This window comes from Chryseobacterium oncorhynchi (genome assembly GCF_002899895.1).
GTDB classification, from domain to species: Bacteria; Bacteroidota; Bacteroidia; order Flavobacteriales; family Weeksellaceae; genus Chryseobacterium; species Chryseobacterium oncorhynchi.
In genome coordinates, this window is the sequence record NZ_PPEI02000002.1 from 312636 (window position 1) to 332607 (window position 19972).

Here is a 19972-nt window from a genome sequence, read left to right on the forward strand (position 1 = left end):
ATTGAAACAAATGGGCATACTTCTTAAACCTATTGATGTAGTAGAAGACATTTCACAAGAAGATTTTCGTGAAAAATATTTAAAGCCATGTAAACCCGTGGTAATCAAAAACATGGCAAGGAACTGGCCTGCATATCAAAAATGGACGATGGAGTACATGAAAGAGGTTGTAGGTGATGTAATTGTTCCTTTATACGACAGTGCCAAGGCTGATCCTGCCGCTCCCATCAACACACCAACGACTAAAATGCCGTTCAGTGAATATGTTGACCTTATCCAGCGGGAACCTACCGATCTTAGAATTTTCTTTTTCGATCCAATCAAATTTGCACCTAAATTACTGGATGATTATGTTCCGCCAAAAAATCTGATGGGTGGATTTTTAGATAAATACCCAAGTATGTTCTTTGGAGGGAAAGGTTCTGTAACGTTCCTTCATTATGATATTGACATGCCTCATATTTTCCATACTCACTTTAATGGAAGAAAGCATGTACTTCTTTTTGAATACAAATGGAAAACCCGTCTCTATAAGCTTCCTTATGCAACCTATGCTCTGGAAGATTATGATATTTCAAACCCGGATTTTGAAAAATTCCCTGCACTGGATGGTATTGAAGGAATTGAATGCTATCTGGAACATGGAGATACCCTATTTATGCCTACCGGCTGGTGGCACTGGATGAAATATCTGGACGGATCATTCTCTATTTCTCTTCGTGCCTGGGACAAAAGCTGGGCAGTAAAAGCACATTCTCTTTGGAATCTTACTGTTCAACGTAACTTTGACAACTTCATGAAAGGCAGGTACAAAAAAAGGTACATGGACTGGAAAGAAAGAAAAGCTGTTGAAAGAGCTAATATTGCTTTAAAAAAAGGACTTCCTAAATAAAAAAATTATAGTCAGGTTGAAAGATTCTTCTTTCAACCTGTTTTTTTATACGATCAATTTCATGTAAAGAAAACAGAAAAAGACCAACAACATAGTTGATGAAAATCAATGACAATCAATGGTTATCTGCTCTTTTTTCATTCAGTTTATTTTTATACATCGCAATCAAAATTTAATTAAATTGCATAGTGAACCCGTTCCCTTAATACCTGATGTATGTTCGAAAAATTGATTGACAGCTTTGAGAAGCTGTGTCTTCAGATTATTATTGAAATATTGCTGGTACCGGTAACTATTTTCAAGTTATTTCAGGATACCCGTAGATGTTATGATCTGTCCGTACATGAAATGGAAAAGGAAGAAACTGAGCGTTTTCGCAATTATTTGTCGCCCATTAAGCTTTCAGTCTACACTTCTGTAATTATTTCTGTACTTCTCATGGATTACAGTGGAGAGCACACCTTTATTTCCAATATAAAGGGGCTAAGCATGGTAGAAAAAGCCTTGTTTATATTCCTGATGAATAACTTTACAGCAGTAATCTTCAGTGTAATATTATTATGGTATAAAAAGGAAAAAGTGAACACAGTCACCTTTCGTACACTTCTTTTTTCATTTATCTATACTACTGTTTACACCTCTACTCCATTTTTCATACTGATTCTTTCTGCAATGTTCCTTGGGCAAACGGTAAATGTAGAGTCTTATTTGGACCATCTTTTAAAATTGGCAGACTCAGGAGCCTATGAATCCAGAGATTATGTCTTTTTTATTGTTTTTGTTGTATTTGTTGTGATAGGAGTAATCGGGCTGATAAAATTGTTCAAAGCTTTACACCATATTCTACACGAAAATTTCCGTTATCATCCTTATGTGGTATGGATTTTCACCTTACTATTCTTTATTATACAGGTCTACTATGCAAGAGGATTCGTCTAAGAAATCATGCTATTTCAAGGGTGTTTAGATGAAAAATTCACTCTAAAAATACAATGCCAAGAATAACTTTTTTCACATTGAATTAAAAATTGAAAAATACACACAAATAATTGATTTACAATAAAATAAAATCAACAAAAAGACCATATTCAAACATTATTTTAAGATTTTTTTAACAAACACACCAGTCTGTTCATTTTTTATTTACATTTGTGAAAAACAATAATTCATGTCTCGACCTCGCGAAAGAATATTAAGTACTTCAATGCTTCTGTTTCACAGACAAGGCTATAACCGTACTGGTATCAATCAGATTATTGAAGAAGCCAAGGTATCAAAGGCAAGCTTTTACCAGCATTTCAAGTCAAAGGACGATTTGTGTATTGAGTTTCTCAACAAAAGATATGATTACTGGGTTTCTGAATTGGAAAAATTTATATCGGAAGCAAAAACCCTCGAGGAGAAAATACTGAAATCATTTGATTTTCTTATTTATATGAATGAAAAGGAAGACTTCCGAGGCTGCAGCTTTCTGAATCTTCTCTCTGAAATACCTGCTGACCAGGAGGAAATTCACCATGTTCTCCGTTATCATAAAAATAAACTGCGGGAGTTCTTCAATGAAGAGATTAAGGATGAACATACGGCATCTCATATCTATCTCCTTTTTGAAAGTTCAATACTGACCAGCCAGCTTTATAGATCCAATGAATTAATCGAAACATCTAAGATTGTTATAAAAAATATACTCAACTCTTCACACTAAGGAAAAATTAAACATACTCAAGTAAAAAGCTATTAAAAAACTATGCAAAACTCTACTTTCTTGCAGAAGACTCATTCTGCGGTGTTCAGGCTATGCCTAATCGGAAGCACTACCATCACTTCGCTGCTCTATTCTCAGGCTGGTGGCAAAATAGGAATAAATACCCCTAACCCGAAAGCTACGTTGGATATTAATGCCAAAACGGACGGGACTTCACAGGCAGAAGGTCTGATGATCCCTCGTCTTACGGGCGATCAGATCCAAACAATGACAGCAAGCATCCAGCCCGGAACAGAATCTTTGATGATCTATGCAACCGCCTCTCCTGTTTCTCCTACTGCAAAAGTTTCAAAAATTACCCAACCCGGTTATTATTTCTGGAATGGTACCAATTGGGAAAGTATGGGTGTAAATTCTAATATCTATACCGCAGATGGCTCTATCACAACACCTTTGGCATCAAGAAATGTGGATCTTAATGGTAAAAACCTTGTTTTTTCAGGAACAGGAAGCGTCGGGATTGGAACAGCTCCGTCAGCATCTGCTAAACTGGACGTAGCGGGAACCGTGAAAGCCAGTGCTATAGACTATAATTCTGATGAAAGGCTGAAGCAAAACATCACAGAAATTACATCTTCTGGAGAAATCGTAAATAAATTAAGGCCCGTTTCGTACTTCTGGAACGAAACAGGAAAGAAGAAAGGAGGAAATACACAGCTACAATATGGCCTCGTTGCTCAGGAAGTGGAAAAAATTCTTCCCAATATCGTAAGTACCGATAATGATGGATATAAATCCGTAAATTATAATGAACTGATCCCTTTATTGTTGCAAACCGTTCAGGAACAGGACAAAAAAATCGATGAATTACAGAAAGCAGTACAGCAGCTGAAAAAGTCAAAATAGCCATTTACAAATCAATTTTTGATCTATTCATTGCAATCAGGGGTTGAGATTTTTATCTCAGCTCATTATTAATCTTGTAATTCAAAGAACATGAAACTTAAATTATATTTCATACTGCTCTTTCTGATAAGCCAGAGTATTTTGGCACAGAATAACTATTACTGGGTGGGCGGCCCCGGTAATTGGACAGACCTTAATCATTGGCGTATAGGCTCATCATCAGGGCAGGCTGCTACCATTATCCCTTCCCGTTACGATAATGTTTATATCACGTCAGGAAGCGGCTTTACTTCCAACGGAGGTATGCTAAATATCCCATCAACAGCTACCTGCAAGGATTTTATCATAGATGATTCATTTATCACAAAACTTAGTTTCCCGCCAGGAAGTGTCTTTAATGTGTACGGAAATTTGAAATGGAAGTCCAATGCCGGTGCTTATTATAACCTGACTATGAATTTGTTTTCGGACAGTTCTAATCCGACACCAAACCTCATTGATGTTCCTGATAATATGATTGATCCGGCATATATTAATGGAGGATATCAGTCTTCTTTTAATCTTAAAGGAAACGGAACTTTCAAGCTTGTGAAAAATTTTAACAGCAATGGATTTTTTCTATTCAACATCAGTGATAGTGCCTTTCTGGATACGGATCATAAAAATATAAATTCTTTGATGCTTACCCACAGCTCTACGGCAGCATCCAATTTTAGATCTTCCACAATAACCTCTACCGGCGGCAATTTGACGTTCAATTCGTCTGCTAATCTTACACAGGCTACCCTTACTTTCCCCGCACTGATTATACAGACAACTCAGGATATCAAAAAAATACTCCTGAATTCTTCAGGGTATTCACAAATATCGGGTGGAAATCTATTGACTGTTGATGAAGTAGCAGGTGTGGGAACTTCGGGAGGCACTTTTACCGGAAATCAAATCAACATTAATAAATTCAATTTATATTCTTCTATATTAAACGCTACTTTACTGAAGGCTAATGATATTGTGATTGGTGATGGAAGTGTTGAAATGACAGGCTCCCGATTTGAAGTTAAAAACATGACTCTTGGCAAGGGAAATAATATCTTTCGTACGTCACAATTCGATATCAATAATCTTACCCTGAATGGCGGACAATATAATTTTCGACAGCCCATAGGTACTCTTCCTACCTACTTTCAGGTTAATCAAACCCTTACTGCCCTTACTCCATGTAACGGAATTATTCCAAAGTTTGGAGCTTTAGATATTTCATTGCCTGTAAATCTTATTCTCCCCGGCTCTATCAACGGAAATGGAACGGCTTCTTTCAATGGTTACAATTTAACTACTACAAAACTTACGGGGGGAGCTTCTATAACGGCAGGAATAAACGGTGGAAATAATACGGGAAACATTACATATCCCGGAATTATGGCAAAAACCTATTACTGGATAGGTGGCGGCGGTAGCTGGAGTGATCCGGCACATTGGTCTTTCACATCGGGAGGGCCATCAGCCAATTGTATTCCTATCATGTATGATGATGTGATCTTCAATGAAAACTCAGGGTTTACGGCAGGAAATAACAATATCAGTAATAATGGAGCTATTGCCTCCATACGGAACATGACCTGGAATAATGCTCCGGCTAATCCTGTTTTGAATGTTACGATGAACTTGTATGGCAGTATTTATCTTCAAAAGGATATGACTGCTCCGGTAACAATGACCTTGCTTAAAAACAATTCAGGAGATCCTGTTGTAAGTCGTTACATGAACTTTGAAGGCCAAAAAATAAATCAGCTGAGCATCTTTGGGAATGATAATTTCTATCTCCTGCCATCTGGTTCTGGTACTCCTTATGATCTGGAAGTTGGAGGTGTCTTTAATTTTGACAACAATGCCCTGACAAGTAATCTTTATGCGGACGGAAGAAAAATAAAAGCCGGAGAATTATGGTTAGGTGGTAATAGTGTCAATATAGACAATGCCCTGCTGCGTCAGAATATTTTAAATGTTTTAGCCAAACAAACCATCACAGCACCTAATACAGCTGTATATATACAAAACTATAACGGTCGATATTATACTTCAGGAAACACGAATAATTTTTTCGGAAAAGTTTATAAGGAAGGAACCGGTATCGGAGATATACAGCATATGAATACTGATATTTTTCAGGCTAATGGAGGAGATCTAAGATTTTATGGAAACAATAAAGCAAAAAATGTTACCATCAATGGTTCTTCTCATATTAATATGTTTGATAATACTACCAAATTTACCATAACAGACAGTTGGATATATAATCGTGCAGACTGTGATATGGTTCTTAATTTTACAGGTCAGGGCGGAAATAATCTTGTTCTGGGAAACAGCATTAATGGTAATGGGTTTGTTGAATTGAACAGAATGAATTTTTCAGGGATTAATGCCAGCTATATTAATCCGGTTGCAGGAGCAAAGCCTATTAACGCCAGCAATTCCATAGACAGCGGAAGTAATTCAGGGATCAATTTCATGGCTACTACTCCTAAAAACTTTTACTGGAAAGGAGGCTACGGCACATGGAACGATCTCAACCATTGGTCTCTGGATCCTACAAGCACAAGAACAACAGCCAACTGTGGTCTTCCTACCATTAATGATAATGTTTTCTTTGATCAGTATTCCGGGTTTTCTACAACGGGTATCACCAGTATACAGCTTTCTAATGATGTTTCTATTAACGATATTACATTCACCGGATTAGCCCCTGCTTCAAAATCTCATTTTTCAGGAAATAGCAACTATTATAAAATAAATGTCAACGGAAATGCAGTCTTACATGCAGGATATTATGATGCCGGCTACTTCAGTGGTTTTACATTTGTGAATATTAATAAACCTACAGGTACCTTAAAAAATGTGACTCCTAATGGAGCAACTTCAGCCCTTAATTTTGCAGGAGATGCACAATGGAAAATCAACAGGGGAACTTCACAATATGATCTTACCGGTAATGCTAGTATTGGACAAACCAGTATTGCCGGAAACATTTTGGATATAAGCGGTACTGTTATGAACATTAACGTTGTCAACATCAATGGTTCTCAGCTATTGATGGACAATGCAGATCTTACTGTTAATTCCAGCTTTATCATCAATACCAAACAACCCGTGGTAAACACAGCCAATAGCGTTATCAAGTTAATAAGAAACTTTGGGGGCTCTGATGCTGATATTACATTCAATAATTTAAACCATTATTTTGAAAAGATAGAATATACCAATTCCTCTACCAATACAGATTATACTATCTCTTTTAGCTTCCCTGGTGGGATTATCAATAACTTTATTATTCACTCAGCAACCCATTCAAGAATTGATAAGGTTAATCCATCCATCATTCTTAAAACCCCTATGGCTGTGAATAATCTAACCATTGAAAAAAATAATTTTGTTGCCTTAGATGGAAATTTACAGGTTAACCAGTCACTAAAGATGCTCGGAGACTGTTTAGACAGACTTACTTTTGCTTCATCCAATGCACAATTGAGAACCTTGATCTTTCCTAATTACAGCACCAATCCATCCAATTATGTAATAGATAAGATACAGTTTAAAGCCATCTCCTCTTCTGCGGGACAAACTTATACTGCTACCGGAAGTACGGATCTTGGAGGAAATACAGGTATTAATTTTCAGGATGCAATTCCCACCACTCCAAGAAACCTTTACTGGATTGGCGGGCAAGGATTGTGGCAAGACCCTCAACATTGGTCGTTAAGCTCAGGAGGTATACCTGTTTCAGGTTGTGATATTCCTACAGCTATTGATAATGTATTTTTTGATCAAAATTCAGGGTTTACAGCAACTTCAAACAAGATTATTATCAGAGGAAATAACTTGTCGAAAGCCAATAATATCACTTTTAATAATGTGCCTAATCAGCCAGTACTTGACTTTGGTATAAGTAGCAGTAATCCTTATTATCTGAATGTGTATGGAAACCTTACCCTACAAAATGACCTAAAAATCGTAGTTCCTATGTCAACGTATGGGTTAACCCGTAATATTATCATGGCACAGGGAACATCCACGGGAAGAACGCGATATATTGATACAAAAGGAGCATATATTCATCTAAATATTAATTCTCAAGACTATTTTGAATTGAAAAGTCCATACCAGGGAGATATTAACTTTAATAACGCAGCAGGATTTAAAACAAATGACCAGCCCATGAAACTGGTTAATTTCAGCTGGAATCAAACAATCAATAATAACCCGGTAGTAGATCTTGGACAGTCTGTTATTACGGGAACAAGAACAAACAGTATTGATACTCCCAACTATTACGTAGCAGCCATTCCTTATTATAGCTTCTATAGCCCTTATTTTTATATTAGCTCAGGGAATAATCCAATCACTTTAAATGCATCTGCCACTAAAGCCGATACAGGATATTTCACCATCAATACTCCTGATGCAGCCAGCTTTGGTGATCTTACGATCTGGAAAGACGGAGCAGTAAATACGGGATCAAAAATCTGGAATTTCAATAAAATGACTTTTCTGGGTAGTTCTGCCGTCAATTCTGTAAGTACGCTGACCTCCGCAGGTAAGTATAAAACGTTATACTTCAATCCCGGATCTTATCAGATAGAAAACAGTCAGACCGTAACTGAAAATCTGTTCATGACAGGAACTCCTTGTAACAGAATCTCTGTAATCAAGTCAACAGCTGGTCAGAATACAATCAATCTGGATCCAGCAGCAGCATATACCATGTTTTATGCTTCCATACGAGATATGAACTTCTCCCGCTCTGTGAGCGCTTATGGAAACAGTCAGGATTTAGGAAACACAGTCAACCTTACCATTATTCCTACCAATGTACAGGCAGCAGGCTTCGGAGGAAACAAAAGCATTTGTGAATCTGAATTTCCAAAAACCTATGACGCATCAGCCTTATATGGAACGGATCCTAATGCAACTTATACCTGGACGAAACTTAATACTCCCAACTCAGGAGTGATGAGCACAAGTCCATTGGTAACATTTACACAGCCAGGAAGCTACAGGGTAAATGTCACTTATAGCCAGGATGGATGTAATATTACAGAGGATTTTACCATCTCTTCTATTGCATTGCCAGCAGACAGTAGTACTTCTTCAGCCACAAGTGCTGTGAAGCAGCTTTCCGGAGATGTACAGGTAAAGTTTAAAGGATCTCTTGCCCAAGCGTATATCTTTACTTATAGCATTAATGGAGGCTCTGATCAAGAAATTACGTCTGCATCTAATGGTGAAGCAATTATTCTTCATTCTAAAGCCCAGACAGGAACATTTGTATATCGTCTTAAAAGCATCCGTTTTGCTGCCGGAGAAGCCTGTTCTACTGCTATTAATAAAGATATTATTGTAAATATCAATCCTGACTGCCCTACTCCGGGTGTTATGATGTTGATGGATAATGTTCTCAGAGGTTGTACTTCCGCTATGGGAGCAAGACGCTTATCAGAATTAAATCCGTCTAATGTATCAAATCCGCCAACGGATGCGGGCGTAACAAGAATTATTTCAGGAACAGGAATTGTAGTAAAGGAAGGAAATGATGTGTTTCTGATCCGTAATACAAATGCTATCCCTGAAACATTAACGCTTCCAACAAACAAACCTCATATACAGGGAGCTATCATTTACCATAACGATCATTTTTACGAAGGAGTAGAAAACGGAAAATGGACCAGAGTAGATAACGATTAAATTTGCACTTCATAAAAACTGACTAATCATCAAGACCCGCATTGGAATTATTTCAATGCGGTTTTTTATTATTACAATTGAATCTAAGAAACAGATATCTGGTATAGGATAGTTTTAAAAAGTCTTTCTCTTCTCAGAATGATCTTATATTTTTTATATTTTATTTTGATCAAAAAAATCTCTCATCATCTTTGAACTTTCAGCAGGCGTTTTTAATTGAACAGTGTCACCATTTTCATCAGTTGTAAAGTGTCCTTTAAAAGCTTCTGGCATTCTTTCATATTGTTCATTCACTTGTTCCAATAGGTCCTTAAAAGAAGTATATTTATATTTTTCAACAAGAAATGGCAATGCATTTTTTCCTCTCAGTAATTCATATTCCTGATAATTATAGGGTGTTGTTTGCTCACGCTTTGCCAATGTTCCCTTAAGCTTATTCACAAGCTTTTCAATATCTTTTTCCTCTGAGAAAAGAGATAATCCTCGCAAGGCATAGATTTTCATATCCAGATACCTCTCTTTTTTATAAGCCATCTCAAAAAATGAGTGAAGTTTAGGATGAGTCTGATCATAAAGGAGTTTCAGAATTCTATTCCGATAATCAATCTGTTTGGTAGTAGTATAAATCCGGATCAAACTTTCAAAATTGTCAGGAACAAGATCCTTGGAAGAAAGATCATACAGTGCATTCCTAAAATCTATATGCCTCTCATTAAATTTTTCATCTGATAAAATCTCTGGGAATCTACTCATCTTGTTGATAAATTTTGATTTGGGTTGTTTTCTTTATGCAAATTGAGAAAAATAATTTAAAACCATATGTCGGAATAGAACTTAATTTCAAGTTTTCACTAAAGCTCTTTTCTATTGATAGAAAATAAATATTGATAGAAGCCTAGCGTTTACACTCTACATTTTTGTCCATATTAACAAATCTTAAAACAATGTTAATTTTTATTTCAGGTCACTTCCCAAACAGTCGTTTAATTTTGTTGTGATTTTAATCTAATCAAAAGAAAGTGAAGAAAATTTTTACATCCGTTTTGTTTTGTGCTTCTATTTTTTTCTATGCACAAACCGGTACTCTTTCCGGAAACATCAATGACGATACTAAAATTGCCCTGCCGGGAGCCAAAATCTCCTTAAGTCCGGGAAATATTTATACAACCTCTGATGAGCATGGAAATTTTGTTTTCCTGAATGTTCCTCCCGGCAGTTATACCATGAAAGTGGATTATCTAGGCTATGGAGTGCATGAATATCATGTAATTGTAGAATCTGAAAAAAATACCCGACAAAACATCGTTTTCGATAAAAAGGAAACAAACATTGCTGAAATTGTAGTTTCAGGAGCTACTTTAAAGAATCAAGCAAGAGCCCTGAACAAGCAGAAAAATAATGCCAATATTACCAATGTGATCTCTTCCGACCAAATCGGACGTTTTCCTGATGCCAATATTGGAGATGCCCTGAAACGTGTTCCGGGAATTACCATACAAAATGATCAGGGAGAAGCCAGAAACCTTATTATCAGAGGTCTTGCGCCCAACCTAAACTCGGTAACCCTGAATGGTGACAGAATTCCGTCTGCCGAGGGCGATAACCGTAATGTTCAGATGGACCTGATTCCCTCGGATATGATCTCTACCATTGAAGTGAACAAAACGTTGACTCCTGATATGGATGCTGATGCCATTGGTGGTTCTGTAAACCTTATCACAAGAGCCTCTCCTAACGGGCAGAGAATTTCTGCAACATTGGCGGGAGGGTATAATCCGATTCGTGAAAAAGGAAATTATACGGCCGGATTTGTATATGGAAACCGTTTTTTAGACAAAAAATTGGGAGCTGTATTTAGCTTTTCTTATAACAATAATAATTTTGGTTCAGACAATATAGAACCAGTATGGAGTCAGGCCAATGATGTGGCACAAACTGTTTATGTAAGCAAAATGGGCGTTCGTCATTACAATGAACATCGTATCAGGCATAGTTTTGATCTTAATATGGATTATGAGTTCAATTCAAAAAATAAGATCTATGCTTCTGCCATGTACAATTTCAGAAACGATAAGGAAAACAGGTTTGCGTTAGGCTATAAAATAAAACCGGTTTATAATACTGATGAATCCGAGATTACAGGCTGGAAAGGCAGTATCACAAGACAAAATAAGGGTGGAGATTCAGACAATGACAATACCCGTCTTGAAAAGCAAAAAGTTCAGAACTATGCTTTACGAGGAGAACACTTGCTGGGAACAAAAGTAGATCTTGACTGGTCTATGAACTACGCTACAGCCAGCGAAGATAAACCTCATCAGCGTTATATAGAGTTTGAAAACAGCAAGATGAATTTCTCACCGGACCTTAGTGACCCGAGAAAACCTATGTTCAATCTTCTGGCAGCAGATAACTTAGGAAGCTATAAATTAAGTGATCTTTCGGATGCCAATAGCTTTACACAGGAAAAGGAGTTTGGTGCCAAAGTGAATGTACGATTTCCTTTTTCTGTAATTGAAGATCAAAAAGGAAGACTTCGTACCGGTTTCCGTATGCGTTTAAAGGAAAAGGAAAGAGATAATGATTTTTATGCCTTTGAACCCACCAGTAATATGGGTAGTCTTCTTTCTGTACCTACTGTATATCTTGATGGGAAAAACTTCCAACCGGGAAATTATGTTCCCGGAGCATTCGTTGATCCCGCTTATTTGGGAGGATTGAATTTGTTTAATTCAGGACAATTCAATGGTAAGCTGAAACCATCAAAATTCCTTTCCAATAACTACAGTGCAAAAGAGCAGATTTATGCAGGTTATATCCGTTGGGATCAGGATTTCAATGATAAGCTTTCCATGATTGTAGGGGCCCGTGTTGAAACTACAAAGATTGATTACACCGGAAATTATGTGATGAATGAAAGCAATCTGGTTGGAAAAATCAACAATACAAACACTTATACCAACGTACTTCCCAACTTATCATTTAAGTATGTTCCAATGCAGGATCTTGTCCTTCGTGCAGCATTTACAACAGCCATTGCCCGCCCAAATTACTACTCGTTGGTTCCTTACCTGAATGTAATTTCAGAAGATGAAGTTATTTCAGCAGGAAACCCGAATTTAAAGGCAACATATGCCTATAACTTCGACTTTATGGCAGAAAAGTACTTTAAGTCTGTGGGGATTCTTTCCGGAGGAATTTTTTATAAAAACCTGAACGACTTTATTTATACTTATTCCAGAAGAAATTACACGACAAACGATTTTTCTAATGCGTTTGCAGGACAATCTAATCCTATTCCGGCTGGAGAAAGCAACTGGAAATTTACCCAGCAGCGTAATGGTGATAATGTAGATATTTATGGTTTTGAAGTGGCTTTACAAAGACAATTGGATTTTATTCCGGGAGCATTCTGGAAAGGCATGGGAGTATATGTCAACTATACTTATACCCAATCAAAAGCTAAAGGAATAACCAACGAAGATGGTATTGAAAGAATGGATGTTGGCCTTCCGGGAGCGGCACCTCATATGTTCAACGGTTCGCTTTCATGGGAGAACAAGCGTTTTTCTGCAAGGGTTTCTATGAATTATGCTTCTCATTATATTGATGAATTGGGTGGAAAATCTTTTGACGATCGTTATTATGACAAGCAATTTTTCCTTGATGCCAATGCGTCTTATAAAATTACAAGCCAGTTGAGAATTTTTGCGGAAGCCAATAATCTGACCAATCAACCGTTAAGATACTACCAGGGAATCCAGAGCAGAACGGCACAGGCAGAATATTACAGGCCAAGATTTACTTTGGGGGTGAAATTTGATTTTTAACAACATGAAAAAGATAATATATTACATAGCAGCACTTTCAGTTTTTCCTTTTGTGGTAGGTTGTAAGGGGCAGAATCAATTAGGAGAAAAACTAAAACCAACGGTTATTACGGAAACTGTAGTTCATGATACCGATGATCCTGCAATATGGATTAATCCTGAAAATGCTTCCAAAAGTATCATCATTGGAACAGATAAGGATACGGATGGCGGATTGTACGCCTTTGACCTTAATGGTAAGATCACTCACAAGGTTTTGGGACTAAAGCGTCCTAATAATGTTGACATTGAGTATGGTTTTACTTTAAATGGGAAAAAGACCGATATCGCTGCCGTTACAGAGCGTGAAACAAACAAGGTAAAGCTTTATTCTCTTCCTGAACTGAAAGAGGTTGGTGAGTTTTCTGTATTTGATGGAGAAACAGAACGTGGTCCGATGGGAATTTCTATGTATAAAAATTCGAAAACAGGAGATATTTTCGCCATTGTAGGAAGAAAATCCGGCCCTAAGGAGGGCTATCTCTGGCAATATAAGCTTTCCGAAAAAAATGGAGCCATCACAGGAGAAGTGGTTCGTAAGTTTGGAAAATATAGTGGTCTGAAAGAGATTGAAAGCATTGCTGTAGATGATGAAGCGGGATATATTTATTACTCTGATGAGCAGTTTGGAATTCATCAATATGATGCAGATCCGGCAAAAGGAAATGAAGAGCTTCTGGTTTTCGGGCAAGGTGATTTCACCTCTGATGTGGAAGGAATCTCAATCTACCCTACTTCAAAAGGGAAAGGATACATTTTAGTTTCCAATCAGCAGAATGATACATTTAATGTGTATTTAAGAGAAGATCCGTCAAAGGGACGCATTGCAGAAATTCCTGTTTCTACTCTTGAAAGTGATGGTTCTGAGGTAACGAATGTCAATTTAGGACCAAAATTCCCTAAGGGTGTTTTTGTTGCCATGAGTAATGGCAGAGTCTTCCATATGTATGACTGGAGAATGATTGAGGAAAGAATTAAATCTGCAATAAAAAAATCAACAAAATAAGTTTTAAATATTGTATATAATGTAAGTCATTAAGATGAAAAATTTCTCAAAATCTTAATGGCTTATTTTTTTATTCTACTTAACAGAACTTCCCTCAAAAAATGATTACTTATAAGTCCTGAACAACCTATCCCAGATAGAGGTATAAAACCCAAAATTTTTAGTTTCCTCCAAATGATGCTGATTATGAAATCTGGTCGTTCCTACAAAGAATTTGTCAAAACTGGCAGGAAAAAACTCCCGGTTCAGATGTCCTATGGTTCCCCAAATGAGATTGATAAGCAGATAAATGGAAATTGAAGCAACAGAAAAGTCATATACCATCTGTAAAATCAGCATCATCATTCCAAAGCCTATCGTTTCAAAGGGGTGAAGAACAAAAAGGCTCAGATAATTGGTGCTTACATGCTCATGGTGCTTTCCATGCAAAAGCTTATATACAAAAGGTAAATGGGCAGCATAATGAAAGAAATACATCAGAAGATCCATCAAAAGAAGCAATGCCATTACTTGCAAAACAACGATACCCGATGAAAGGGTATTTTCAACCTTTATCCAGCCATTTTTCCATAAAAAAATACCTATCAGCATCACAAGACTGTTACAAAAAACGGTAAGCAAACTAAGATAAAAATCTGCCTTTGTAACAGGATGATCCTGTTTCTGCAGTTTACTTTTGCGACAGGTTTTATCAATGAAAAAATATAATCCTATTGAAAACAGGTACAGAAAAATATTAATGACCAAACTGAACATGATCCATTGAGGCCAGGATAACTGCCAAAATAAGTGTAAGTAACCGGAAAGTTCAGTCTCATTAAAATTCATAAATTCTTCATCTTTCAACTTGATGTTATAAAAGTATGAATTTCGTTTTTAAAATCAGCCTTTTCGGGTTATTTCTCCTTTGCTTTTTTCCTTAGTTCCCGAAGCCTTACAGTGAGCTTACGCCTTAAGTCATTGTGATATTCACGATAATTTTTTATACTATTCTCCAAATTCTTTTTGTTGAGCAAATAATCATCATACAATTCGTCCAGTTCCGAAATCTTTCCCAGAATATCAGAAGACTGAGATTCAGAATGATCTATAGCTTCCTGTAATAAGGTGCGAAAGCATTCCATACGGCCCATCAGGCTTGTGTGAAGTTTGGGTTCTATTCCTTGCATTGTTTTATTTTTAAAGAAACTTAAAATGAATGGCTACTTCTGCCCCTGGATAAAATTCAAGTCACTCTGGTACAAAATCTTCACGTCTTTTTGTAATCCATTACGACCTGCTGATCTTAGATACGTGCCGTTAAGAACAGATGAGATGAGAGTTTCATCAGGATCACCTAGGGGTAACAATGGTAACTCAGCATATTCATTCACCATGATCTGTGGGGAAATCCCATTGCTATATTCTCCGGATCCATCGGCATTGTATACTTTATAAATTACCGGATGAATCTGCCATGAAATCTGCTTTGGCTTCCGTTTATCTTCTACCGTAAATCCTGCCATATCTTTTCCTAAAGTTGTATTCCCGATTTGAATAACCTGCAAGTAAGGCTTTAAGTTATTAATCACTATTTCTGCGGCTGATGCTGTACTGTTTGAAGTCAGAATATAGACTTTACTTAGTCCCAAAGCATTGGCTCGCAAAGTATTAAAATCAAGAGCTTTTGGATCATAGGCAATCTGCTGGGCAAATGTTCTTTTTACCTGACCGCCATTTTTATTTCCTTTAAATAGTATGAATGGTGAATCTGCGGAAATCCCCGCGGGAATGAGTGAGCAAAGTGCAGCAGCAGCAGATACAGATCCTCCATAGTTGTACCGAAGATCCAGAATCAGTTCCTGTACACCAACAGCTTTAAATTCTGCAAATTTTTGATTGAACACGGAAGTCATACCATCCGGAAAATCATAGACATAAAGATAGCCTACTTTTTTACCGTTTTTTTCGAATATTCTAGATAATACAGGTTGTTCAAGAGATAAGCCATAATACACTTTAACCTCCTTTTCATCCGTAATGGTGCCATTTTTCCAGTCTCTCAGAGTAAGATCCAGCACCGTGAAATCTTTCATGGTAGCGGTCATGGTTTCTGCATTGGCTGCTGTCACGGTTTTCCCATTGATTTTGGTGATAATCATTCCTCTTTCCAATCCGGCATTGAATGCGGGAGAGTTTTTAAGAACCAACTTAATGACTGTAACTACCTCCCCATTTCCCTGCTGAAGAACAGTATAATCGAAACCATACATATTTCTAATGGAGCGTGGATAGCTGGAAGAATCTTCGGTATTTACAATAAATGAAAACCGATCCTGAGAAGACAGCAGACTTTTAAAAAAATCTTTTACCGGAAGATGATAATCAGGTTTGGCAGGCATCTGTTCTGCCCAATAATAGTAGCGCTTCATACTGTCTTGTACCCAGACATTGACGGATTCTGTACTTCCCTCAGGAAAAACAGGAATATTTTCATCACTGTTTGTACAGGATATTAAAATGGCTACGATGGCTATGCATTGAAGTTTTAAAAAATTTCTCATCGCTGATTACAAATATTCTGCTACATCAATGTCCCCTTTTACCACCCATGATCCATTTTCCAGTTTTTCCTGAAGAACGATCATATTGGCTCCCATATGTTGTTTTATTTTAACCTTAATAATTCCGGATCCGATGTAGGGTTCTGTAGTCCCGGGCTTATATAATTCAAGATATACGGGAGCTGTGGAGCTGAAAAAACTATAGACTTTCACTGCTGTGAAATTATCTTTTCCAATAGTGTCAAATTCTGCCAATACTACTCCATTTTCTCTTTTTAAAACCCCTTTTACATTTTTAAGGGACGATCCTGAAAATTCTCCCAGATTTGGAAAAATAAATTCGAAGCCAACTTTTCCAAGGTTTACCTGAGGTTTTACGATATAAGTTTGCAGAAAGATGCCTGGTAAATTAAAGAAATATAACTTTTTATAATCATCTATATTATCATAGGTGATATTGTATTGTGCAATCTCTTTTCCTGTTTCATTATTATATATTGCCAGTTTGTTGGTTTCTCCATGATCCTGTGCAAACTGAATGTTGGTCTCTATTTTATTGGTATATGATGTATTTCCGTTAATGGATACGGGAGTTCCATTAAATCTCAGCTGAATGATATCAGGCTTGGAATATCCGTTGATGGTTATATCTCCGGGTTTTTGTATTGTATCATACGGCTCCATTACAGTGTTGTCTGTACAGGAAAACAGTATGGTAAATAATAATAGTACTGCAAAGATCTTATTCATCTTTTATATTATTTTAAAACTTAAAAATATTGCCCCACCCTATAGCAGGGCAATATATAATTATAAAAAAACTAGTTGGATATGTTCTGGATAAATCTTTTCCCAAAGTTTTTATCCAGTATTGTATATTTAAAATTTCTGGTGTTTCTAAAAATCATTTTTAAAGTCAAGAATGGTTATTTCTTAATAAAATTTAACCTTTCTGTGATCTTTCCGTCAGTAACCTCCACGATATATACTCCTGTAGATAAAGCTGCTACATTCATAGATTTGGAATACTGAGTGGTAATAACTTTCTGACCTACTCTATTATAGATATTGATCATTGTTTTATTTTCTTTCAATGCCGGATTAAGTTGTAACTGTAAACTTTCTTTTACCGGGTTTTCTACTATTTTAGTAAGATTTTCTTTCTTTTTTACATCCTTTGTGTTCAGAGATAATGTAGCATAAATAGCCATCTCATCTATATTAATATTCTGAATATTGTTCCCTAATGCTTTTCTGTTTGACCATATACCGATATAAATTTTCTTTCCTGCAAAAGCAGACAGATCTACAATACTTTCTACAAACTGGGTAACATCCGACGGAAATGGATTATTGGTGTATCCTCCCTGTATTTTATACGGATTAGGAAGATCGTTCCCATTGGCATCTACTGCAAGTGACTGGAAATCTGACAAGGTCGGAACCGGCTTTTGTGGAGTACTTACGTAGATATAAAGATCTCTTGCAACTGAAGCCTGACTTGCTCTCTGTCTTGCTACGAAAGCAGCCAACATAATACTTCCTCCAGCTGAGGATAAATCAATCTCAGGCGAAATGATCCAGTCATTTTCTGTAGCGAAACTGGCCGCAGTACCGGATGGGACTAAACTTATAGAATAACGAAGTGATCCTGAAGTTCCCAATACCATTGATGTTCCGTTATGATAAATGTTTTTTCCCTGAACCCATTTGTTCCCGTTATTATTTAAATCATGAATCGTCCATCCCTGAAGATCATCAGCTGTTTCAAAGGAATTGCTCCATATCTGAAACTGTGCGGCAGCAGCCTGTGAAACCAATACAATAGATAGTAAAATTAATTTTTTCATAATACTTGTTATTAAGATTTTTTTGAAGAATAAAAGCAGGGAAAGACAAAAATGTCTTCCCTGCTTTTTAAGTCTTATTCCTGAACTGAAAAGTCATATTTTGTCCAAATACCCTGGAAGTTTCCACAGTTTCTAGGAGAAACGTTCCATGGTCCTTCGTTGAAGAATGGCTGGCTCATTCCCCATAGTGAAGCAAGAGATCCCGTTAATAGGTTTGCAGCAGGAATTCCGGCAGTTCCTGTTCCTGTAACAGAAGTTCCGAATCCGTGTACAAGGATTGAGCTTAGGTTAGAAGCTGAAGAAAGCTCAGAACCTGTTCCTTCTACTTTGATCCCTACAGGATATCCTGTAACTACAGCATTATTTAATGTTAATTTTCCATTTCTTCTGATATGGATACCATTTTCGTAAGCAAGTCCTTGCCCTGCTACTCCGTTTCTTGCACCAATGATTGTAAGGTTATTGATCACAGGATTTGTAATCAATGATGTAGCAGTACCTCCGGCGTTGTTATCCAACTCGATACCGTTAGAGTCTGGAGAACCTCCACTTACAGTATGTGCTGATTTGTAATCTGCTAAAGATAATGCACATGTGATTGTTCCTGTATATCCGTTATCAAAATCGAAGTTATCATCTTCAGCAGCAAAAGATACCAAGTTGGAAGCATTTACAGTTCCTCCGAAGAATTCGAAAGAATCATCCTGACCATAAGAAACCTGAATATGATCTAAAGTAGTTCCGTTTCCAACACCTCCTAATGATAATGCATTTACTTCGTTTCCAGAGTTAGCTCCTACGAAATCGTACCCTGCAAATTCAATACGAACGTATTTCATTGTTCCTGCGCTGTGAGCCGGATTGGTTCCTCCAAAGTAATAGTCATCACCACTTAGCCCCTCAATAGTTGTTGTAAAAGGAACATTGGTAGGAGCATCTCCCAATAGGATCACTCCTCCGAAATCTCCTGGAGTAGCCGTTGTAGTTTCTTCTCCGTCCAACAATCTATAACTTGTAAAGACAATAGGCTGAGCCTCTGTACCTACAGCATTGATCTTAGCTGATTTTGTAATCACCAAAATTCCTGAACCTTCTCCTGATGCATTTGGTTTAGCTTTGATGAATGTACCCGGCTGTATTGTAAGTGTTGCTCCGTTTTTAACTGTTACTGTACCATCAAGCTCTACTACTCCGCTCCAAGTGGTGCTAGAAGTAATTGCTCCGCTTACAGTAGTTACGGGAAGTGAAGAAGCTGTAAGGTATTCAGCAGAAGTAGGTTTCATTTCGAAAGGAGTTGAAGAATCTGCTAAATGGTCGTTCTGACAAGCAGTAAGGGATAATGCAGCAGCTGCAATTAGAGTTAATCTTTTCATTGTTATAATTTTTAGTAGATCCCGGTTATTTATTTTATTACCGGAAGTTTTAATATTTAGGAATATCCGCCTCTCTATTCCTTCGATTT

14 protein-coding genes are annotated in these 19972 nt (G+C 37.0%); 7 read left to right on the forward strand and 7 right to left on the reverse strand.

Annotation, left to right across the window (positions count from 1 at the left end; genetic code table 11):
- Positions 1-10: 10 nt before the first annotated feature.
- The 5 genes from C1638_RS07085 (at position 11) to C1638_RS07105 (ending at position 9242) form a co-directional block, all read left to right on the forward strand.
- Complete coding sequence (locus C1638_RS07085; protein WP_109620595.1) at positions 11-892, forward strand: cupin-like domain-containing protein; 882 nt, start codon at positions 11-13, stop codon at positions 890-892.
- A gap of 216 nt (positions 893-1108) precedes the next feature.
- Complete coding sequence (locus C1638_RS07090; RefSeq protein WP_109619545.1) at positions 1109-1831, forward strand: hypothetical protein; 723 nt, start codon at positions 1109-1111, stop codon at positions 1829-1831.
- Between the two features lie 229 nt (positions 1832-2060).
- On the forward strand, positions 2061-2597 hold the full coding sequence (locus C1638_RS07095; RefSeq protein ID WP_109619547.1) for a TetR/AcrR family transcriptional regulator: 537 nt from the start codon (positions 2061-2063) through the stop codon (positions 2595-2597).
- A gap of 42 nt (positions 2598-2639) precedes the next feature.
- Positions 2640-3503: a tail fiber domain-containing protein gene (locus tag C1638_RS07100; RefSeq protein ID WP_109619549.1), complete on the forward strand. Its 864-nt coding sequence runs from the start codon at positions 2640-2642 to the stop codon at positions 3501-3503.
- Between the two features lie 90 nt (positions 3504-3593).
- Positions 3594-9242, forward strand: coding sequence for a hypothetical protein (locus tag C1638_RS07105; RefSeq protein ID WP_109619550.1), 5649 nt, complete (start codon positions 3594-3596; stop codon positions 9240-9242).
- A gap of 153 nt (positions 9243-9395) precedes the next feature.
- Here the strand turns inward: C1638_RS07105 and C1638_RS22615 are convergent, their stop codons facing one another.
- Positions 9396-9995, reverse strand: a complete 600-nt coding sequence (locus tag C1638_RS22615) for a hypothetical protein (protein WP_228428073.1) — start codon at positions 9993-9995, stop codon at positions 9396-9398.
- A 266-nt stretch (positions 9996-10261) separates the two neighbouring features.
- Here C1638_RS22615 and C1638_RS07115 point away from each other — a divergent pair, with 266 nt between their 5' ends.
- Together C1638_RS07115 and C1638_RS07120 are read left to right on the forward strand one after the other, a co-directional pair.
- A complete protein-coding gene (locus tag C1638_RS07115; RefSeq protein ID WP_109619552.1) occupies positions 10262-13072 on the forward strand; it encodes a TonB-dependent receptor in 2811 nt (936 codons plus the stop codon).
- Between the two features lie 4 nt (positions 13073-13076).
- Positions 13077-14117 carry a phytase gene (locus tag C1638_RS07120; protein ID WP_109619554.1) on the forward strand — a complete coding sequence of 347 codons (1041 nt, stop codon included), beginning with the start codon at positions 13077-13079 and terminating at the stop codon, positions 14115-14117.
- 105 nt (positions 14118-14222) lie between these two features.
- Here the strand turns inward: C1638_RS07120 and C1638_RS07125 are convergent, their stop codons facing one another.
- The 6 genes from C1638_RS07125 to C1638_RS07150 form a co-directional block, all read right to left on the reverse strand.
- A complete protein-coding gene (locus C1638_RS07125; RefSeq protein ID WP_109620599.1) occupies positions 14223-14945 on the reverse strand; it encodes a sterol desaturase family protein in 723 nt (240 codons plus the stop codon).
- A 68-nt stretch (positions 14946-15013) separates the two neighbouring features.
- Positions 15014-15286 carry a hypothetical protein gene (locus C1638_RS07130; RefSeq protein WP_109619556.1) on the reverse strand — a complete coding sequence of 91 codons (273 nt, stop codon included), beginning with the start codon at positions 15284-15286 and terminating at the stop codon, positions 15014-15016.
- A 33-nt stretch (positions 15287-15319) separates the two neighbouring features.
- A complete protein-coding gene (locus tag C1638_RS07135) occupies positions 15320-16660 on the reverse strand; it encodes a S41 family peptidase (RefSeq protein WP_109619558.1) in 1341 nt (446 codons plus the stop codon).
- Positions 16661-16666: 6 nt separating this feature from the next.
- On the reverse strand, positions 16667-17410 hold the full coding sequence (locus C1638_RS07140) for a hypothetical protein (protein ID WP_228428075.1): 744 nt from the start codon (positions 17408-17410) through the stop codon (positions 16667-16669).
- Between the two features lie 176 nt (positions 17411-17586).
- On the reverse strand, positions 17587-18510 hold the full coding sequence (locus C1638_RS07145; protein WP_109619560.1) for a T9SS-dependent choice-of-anchor J family protein: 924 nt from the start codon (positions 18508-18510) through the stop codon (positions 17587-17589).
- A gap of 74 nt (positions 18511-18584) precedes the next feature.
- Positions 18585-19883 carry a beta-helix domain-containing protein gene (locus tag C1638_RS07150; RefSeq protein WP_109620603.1) on the reverse strand — a complete coding sequence of 433 codons (1299 nt, stop codon included), beginning with the start codon at positions 19881-19883 and terminating at the stop codon, positions 18585-18587.
- Positions 19884-19972: the final 89 nt, after the last annotated feature.